At 39.6% G+C, this 6,246-nt stretch carries 4 protein-coding genes; 3 read left to right on the top strand and 1 reads right to left on the bottom strand.

Features of this window, described 5'->3' with window-relative positions:
• Nucleotides 1-284, top strand: a 284-nt coding sequence (locus NWQ57_RS01075; RefSeq protein ID WP_306020084.1) for a transposase, incomplete at its 5' end; no start/stop codon positions are given.
• Between the two features lie 43 nt (nucleotides 285-327).
• Here NWQ57_RS01075 and NWQ57_RS01070 read toward each other — a convergent pair.
• Entirely contained in the window at nucleotides 328-1,602 is a 1,275-nt protein-coding gene (locus tag NWQ57_RS01070; protein ID WP_306020083.1) for a glycoside hydrolase family 105 protein, read from the bottom strand.
• 144 nt (nucleotides 1,603-1,746) lie between these two features.
• Here NWQ57_RS01070 and NWQ57_RS01065 point away from each other — a divergent pair, with 144 nt between their 5' ends.
• Both NWQ57_RS01065 and NWQ57_RS01060 read left to right on the top strand, forming a co-directional pair.
• The gene (locus NWQ57_RS01065) at nucleotides 1,747-3,213 is read left to right on the top strand and encodes a sulfatase (protein ID WP_306020082.1); all 1,467 of its coding nucleotides are present in this window, start codon (nucleotides 1,747-1,749) and stop codon (nucleotides 3,211-3,213) included.
• Between the two features lie 397 nt (nucleotides 3,214-3,610).
• Nucleotides 3,611-6,127 carry a heparinase II/III family protein gene (locus tag NWQ57_RS01060; protein WP_306020081.1) on the top strand — a complete coding sequence of 839 codons (2,517 nt, stop codon included), beginning with the start codon at nucleotides 3,611-3,613 and terminating at the stop codon, nucleotides 6,125-6,127.
• Nucleotides 6,128-6,246: the final 119 nt, after the last annotated feature.

The following is a 6,246-nucleotide window of genomic DNA, read 5'->3' as shown; positions in this document are numbered from 1 at the left end:
GCAAAATGGTTGTTGCAGACAAAGGTTACGATAGTGAAAAGCTCAGAGAATTTGTTCGAGATAATAACGCTACAACCGTTATTCCGCGTAAGGGAAACAGCTTAGTGGGTAATAACGATATTGACTGGTGTATGTATAAATATCGCCACTTGGTTGAGAACGCATTTGGCCGTATTAAGCAATTTAGAGGGATAGCCACAAGGTATGAAAAGCTTGAGCGAAATTATCATTCAATGGTCGCTTCAGCATTTGTAATGATGTGGCTACCAATGTGGGCTGATTGATTTATGTACTTCAAAGATCAACAGGCCCTAGTTAAACTTGTTATTACTTACCTTGCGAAATTTGGTAATCATAAATTTCTGAGCCAGCCAATAAATAACCGCCTACACCATATATTTGTGAGTCATCATAGCTTACCCCGTCAGGCGCATCGCCAATCTGTTGTACCCACCCTAATTTACCGTCTGGATGCACAGCCATGTTTAGCACTGCCCAACCTTTTTTAACAACAGGCAAGTATTCGTCTTCGTTGAGTAAGCCATTGTTAATGCCCCAGGCCACTCCATAAGTAAAAAAGGCTGTTCCACTCGTCTCAGGTTGTGCCATTCTTTCACCTGCTAACAACGACATGGACCAAGATCCATCTTGTTTTTGCAGGGTTTTTAATTTAGCTGCCATTGTTTTGAATAGATTTTCATAATAACCACGATGAGGATCGTTCTTAGGAATATATTCCATCATTCTTGCTAAGCCTGCGAATACCCATCCACTGCCTCTGGCCCAAAATAATTGCTCACCAAATTGGTCTTTCTCGGTTTTAAATCTACTATCACGATAAAGCAGGTCATGTTTAGAGTCAAAAAGGTAGTCAACCGTGGCTTTCACTTCTTTATGGGCATAATCTGCGTAACGCTTATCTCCAGTTGCTTGGGTTAAACCAAACCAAGTTGGGGGAGCCATAAATAAGGCATCGGCCCAACACCAGCGGAATTGGCAGGAGTGCAGCCCTTGGACATTTTGGTCGTTTAAAAATTCGAGTGAATTAGTTGGTGGTTTGGCTAAAATTTTATCAAAAGCTTCAATCGTTGAAGCTAATATTTTCGAGTCTTGTTTATGCTTAAGGTAATACCAAATATAGGTTTCGCTCATTAATTGGTCATCGCCAAAAAAAGGATGTAGACCCATCCGCCACTGCCAGTCGTTACCTTTATAGAATATCCACTTAGTATAAAACGGATTTTCTGAGCGTTCTGCCAATTGGGTTAAACCTGCATAAAATGCACCCTGAACCCAGCGGGCCGCCTCTAATGATTCTCCACGCTTAAAATTAAGGTAGGAAAGTGAATCAACTCGTGGGATTTGCCAATTTGCAACCTTCTCCATTTGTTTTAATACTTCCTTGCTAGCTGGCATAGAGCTTTTTATTTGAGCTGTGTTTTGCGCACTAATATCCGGTGTGGTTCCTGTAATATTTGTGCATGCTGTTGTGATAGACGCGACTAAAATCATGCAACTTACTAGCTTGGTGAGGCCAAATCTCATTTCATTATGATTAATTGAGTTAAGTTGTCGTGCCGCGTCGACTAATTTCATGAGCATGTCTGTATTTTCCTAAGGGTTTTTGTGAAATAGGTTGTAACTATATGACTAATGTTGCATTATTGTGATTAATATTGCAATTATTTTACAATATTACTGATGGCGACAGTGAATATATGTAAAAAGTAAATTAGAGTATCAAAAATGAATCGACGCAATTTTCTCACTGGCGGTGCTGGCGCCCTAGCTCTTTCAACCACCGGCTGCAAGTTTGATTGGTTGACCGAATTGAAAAAAGAATATCCAAACGTACTCATGTTGATTGTTGATGATCTCAACGATTGGGTTGGACCCTTAGGCGGACATCCGAATACTAAAACGCCTAATATCGATCGACTTGCAGCTCAAGGCACCGTCTTTACCAATGCGCATGCACCCGCTCCCTTGTGTGGACCATCTAGAGCTAGCATTATGACTGGCTTAGCGCCTTCTTCGACTGGTATCTATGGCCATGTTCATGATAATGATATCAAATCGGCTAACGATAAAGCCGCCCATTCAATCTTTATCAGCGATTATTTTAGACAAAATGGCTACTACACTGCTGCAGTTGGAAAGGTCTTTCATGAGCGAGTGGCTGACAATAGTTTTGATGTTTACGGTGGTAGAGTCAATAATTTTGGTCCATATCCTGAAAAGCGCATGAAATGGCATGATCCTAGAACGAATACTGATTGGGGCGCCTTTCCTGAAAAGGATAGCCAAATGCCGGACTATGATTCTGCGCAATGGTTAGCCAAACAATTACAAACCGCCCATGATAAACCCTTCTTTATTGTTGGTGGTTTCCTACGTCCCCATGTTCCTTGGCATGTACCACAAAAGTGGTTTGATATGCATCCGGTGGAAGGTTTGGCCTTACCTCCTTATTTCAAAGAAGACTTAGATGACGTGCCTGACATTGCAAAACGAGTGTCTGAACTACCCATGATGCCAACTACTGAGTGGGCCATAGAAAATGGCGAATGGCGCAATATGGTGCAAGCTTATTTAGCCAGCGTATCGTTTGTTGACTCCTGTGTTGGTATCGTACTTGATGCCCTTGAAAAAAGTGAATATGCCAATAATACCGCGGTAGTATTATGGGGAGATCATGGTTATCAGTTAGGCGAAAAAAGTAAATTTGCAAAAATGGCTCTATGGGAAAGAGCAACCAGAACACCACTTATCATTAAGCCTCCAAAGTCCCAAAGCAAGCAGGTAAGTAATCGTCCAGTTAGCTTATTAGACTTATATCCCACATTGATCAAAATGTGTGGTTTACCACCAAACTTGGCTGTACAGGGTAATGATATAACTCCGTTGTTGAGTAAACCTGATGCTAGCTGGGAGCATGCGGCGGTAACAACCTATGGTCCGAATAATCACGCAGTGCGAACTGAGAGATATCGTTACATTAGCTATGAAGACGGTACTGAAGAGTTATACGACCACAAAATGGATGGTAATGAATGGGTAAATCTTGCGAACGATGCAAAATATACACAGCTAAAGCAGAACATACGCAAGTATTTGCCGTCTGAAAATGCTAGTTGGTCGCCGGTTTCTTATTATGATGGAAATCCGTATTTTGATGAGCTAACAAAAAAAGCTCAAGCCAACACTAATTGATTTATTTGAGAGCTTATCTTTACTTTTGTTAACACAATAGGTTCGTGCCTTCTTATCATTTAGTTCAATACATGTTTGATAATGAGCAACCAAAAGAATTAAACATGCAAAACCTAGAAAAATCGAACATTTTAGTTTTAGATATTGGAAAAATCCATTTAAAACTTCACGTACTTGATCAAAGTTTATGCTCTATTTTTTCTCTATTCAAATGAAAAACACCGTCGTATATACAGGGGGTTATCCACTTATAGATGTGGTGAAGGTTGCAGCTTTGCAATATCGACTGGACACTATTGGCTCGGCCCTCCTACTGATTTAACTTTCAGCTAAATTCAGGGTTTTCGGCATTGTTGGAGCAAACAAATATCAAAAATTGATTGACTCAGGAAAAAATATGAACTCATTTATTGTTTTAGTACGCTTTAGTTTAGCCTTAATTTTCATTGAAAGTGGAAATGTTTATGCAATGGAACGCCCATTTATTTGGATGTCAGCGGCTGAAAAATTCCAAATTTTGGATAAAATTGAAAATAATGATTGGGCTAAAAAACGCTTCGAAATTTTAAAACAACGTACAGACGATTTTGCTCCAACAAGTTTGAAAGAAAGGATTGAAAACATTAACCAGTTGCCCTTACAGTGGGGGGATAAGAATAATGGCTTTCCTAGGTTTATTGCGCAAAAAAATATAGGGAATAACCATCTTCGCGAACCACTCCAAATCAGCTTGCAAGCTGCAATTGATTGTGGAATTTTATTTAATTTAACAGGGCAGTCACAGTACGCGGAATGCGCTGCAGATATTTTGTACACTGTCGTAAAAGGTTTGAATAGCACGCCTGTTGGCCAAGAAAAAGTCATCCACGATAATCGTGGGTGGATAGTGCCTGAAAATCATTTACTTGAAGCTCGAATTTACGGTGCTCAAATCCCACTCATTTATGATTTTATTTATAATTATGTCAAAGCGGGAGGCAAAGTTTATGATGCTCATTTACAGCAATTAGTCTCATTTGATTTTGATGCTGCTCAAAGAGTTTTTGCTACTTATGCCCAATTGGCTTTAGATTCAGGTTTAGTTGATAACAATTGGCCAATATTAGAGTCAACTAGCCTAGTTCACAATGCTTTAGCTATAGACGATGAGCTATTACGTAATCGATATTTACAGCACTATTTAACCATCGATACTCCTAATCATGATTCGTTGGCAAAGATTGCCAAAAGTTATGCCACCCCCGGAGATATTTGGCCAGAATCACTGGGCTATTCTATGCATGTTGGCTATTTTAGTTTGTACTTAATGACTTTAATTGATCGTATTGAGCCCTCGTTAAAATTAGGTAATAAATATCCTAATATTACGACTGCTTTATTAACTTATGAACAACTTCGTTTCCCAAACGGCGACTACCCGGCGTTTGGTGATAGTCATCGAAGTCATGAAAACAATTATTTTGAATTTGAACTAGCTTATAAATTAGCGCTATTGAATAACAATCAAGAGTTAAAAGACATCTTTGCTAACGAGATAAAACAAGCCATTGAGGTTCAAAAATACGACCGTTCAACATTAAAAGACCGACATGGTTCAGCAAAACCTTATTATGCACCTTTGGAATTATTGTGGTCTGTGGCAGATCTTGGTAAGGGAAAAAGCCATGAAACCTTCAGCGCATTTCCCACGGTTGACCTCCCTTTTGCTGGTCTGTTTATCCAACGTAACTTAACTACCCAGGATAAAGTTAAAAATAGTTTAATGGCTACCATAGGTGGTGCTGCTTATGTGCATGGACATGCTTCAGGTATAGACATGGAGCTATATGGTCAAGGACATGTATTGGGTATAGAAGCGGGTAAAGGAGACTACCCAACAAATGTTCATCAAAACTATAATCGTTTGTTCGCCGGGCACAATACCGTCATTAGTAATGGTGCGTCAGCTACTAAAGGTAATTGGATAAGCCTAGGAATTAACCGAGTTGAAAACGTGGTAATGGAACCTGAGGTTCGTAAAGACCCTGTCAGTGATAAATATTCATTTGTGACAGCTAGTTTTTTTGATGAACATAACTTAGTTAAAGAGGCACACCATCAGCGCACGACCGCGGTGATAAGACTAACTGACACCAAAGGTTATTACCTTGATGTATTTAGAGCAAAATCAGACACCCCAGATCAATTTCATGATTATTTATACCGCAATGTAGCTGATGATTTAGCCATTTCGTCACAAGGTAAAGAGCTGCAATTGGAAGTTGATAATGATCGTTTTCAACCGGCAGATCCTTCGATGCTAAAAAAATGGGGACAGGATAGAAATTTTGCACATCCAGGTTGGCACTTTTTAAAAGATGTAAATACATCAAAGGTAACTAACCAAGCAATCAAGGCGACTTTTAAAGCAGATAAGTTCAATAATTCTCCTGTTATGATGCAAGCTAATGTTGTGCCAGGACTTGAGTTAAGTATGACCACAGCAACCACGCCGGCAGTTAAAAGTGAGGATCCGCCCTACAAAAAAAAGAATTTACCCATTATGGTTTTACGTCATCAAGGCGAAACATGGCAAAATCCATTTGCACTAACTTATGAGTCCTATCAGGGCGATGAAAAGCCGGTGATTCAATCCACACAGCGCATTATGCAAGGAAATATATTTAAAGGTGTGAAGGTTGTAGCCAATGTTGATGGCAATATTGTTGAGCAATATATTCTAATTCAAGAGAAAGAAGCTGATGAATTTCATGATCCACTAACGGGCATCGCATTTATCGGCAGGCTTGGTATTGTGACCTTAAATAACGGAAAAATATCGGATTTGTATATTGGCTCGGGCTCTAAACTAATATTTCAACGAAAAAATTTAGCTGCTAAATCCGCAGCTAACAGCGCCTACAAACAGTTTTAATTATATTATGGTTAAGGCTGGTTAGTGGTTAAGTGGGGTGAATTGATGCTTCGCTCATACTGCCCCAAACACCCAAGGTGTAAGTGTCAGGAGCAATCTCAAAATGGGGATGCCTTACC

The organism is Paraglaciecola sp. (genome assembly GCF_030730205.1).
In the GTDB taxonomy this organism is placed as follows: Bacteria; Pseudomonadota; Gammaproteobacteria; order Enterobacterales; family Alteromonadaceae; genus Paraglaciecola.
The sequence above is the reverse complement of the archived record's forward strand: the minus strand, read 5'-3'. Positions and strand labels throughout refer to the sequence as shown.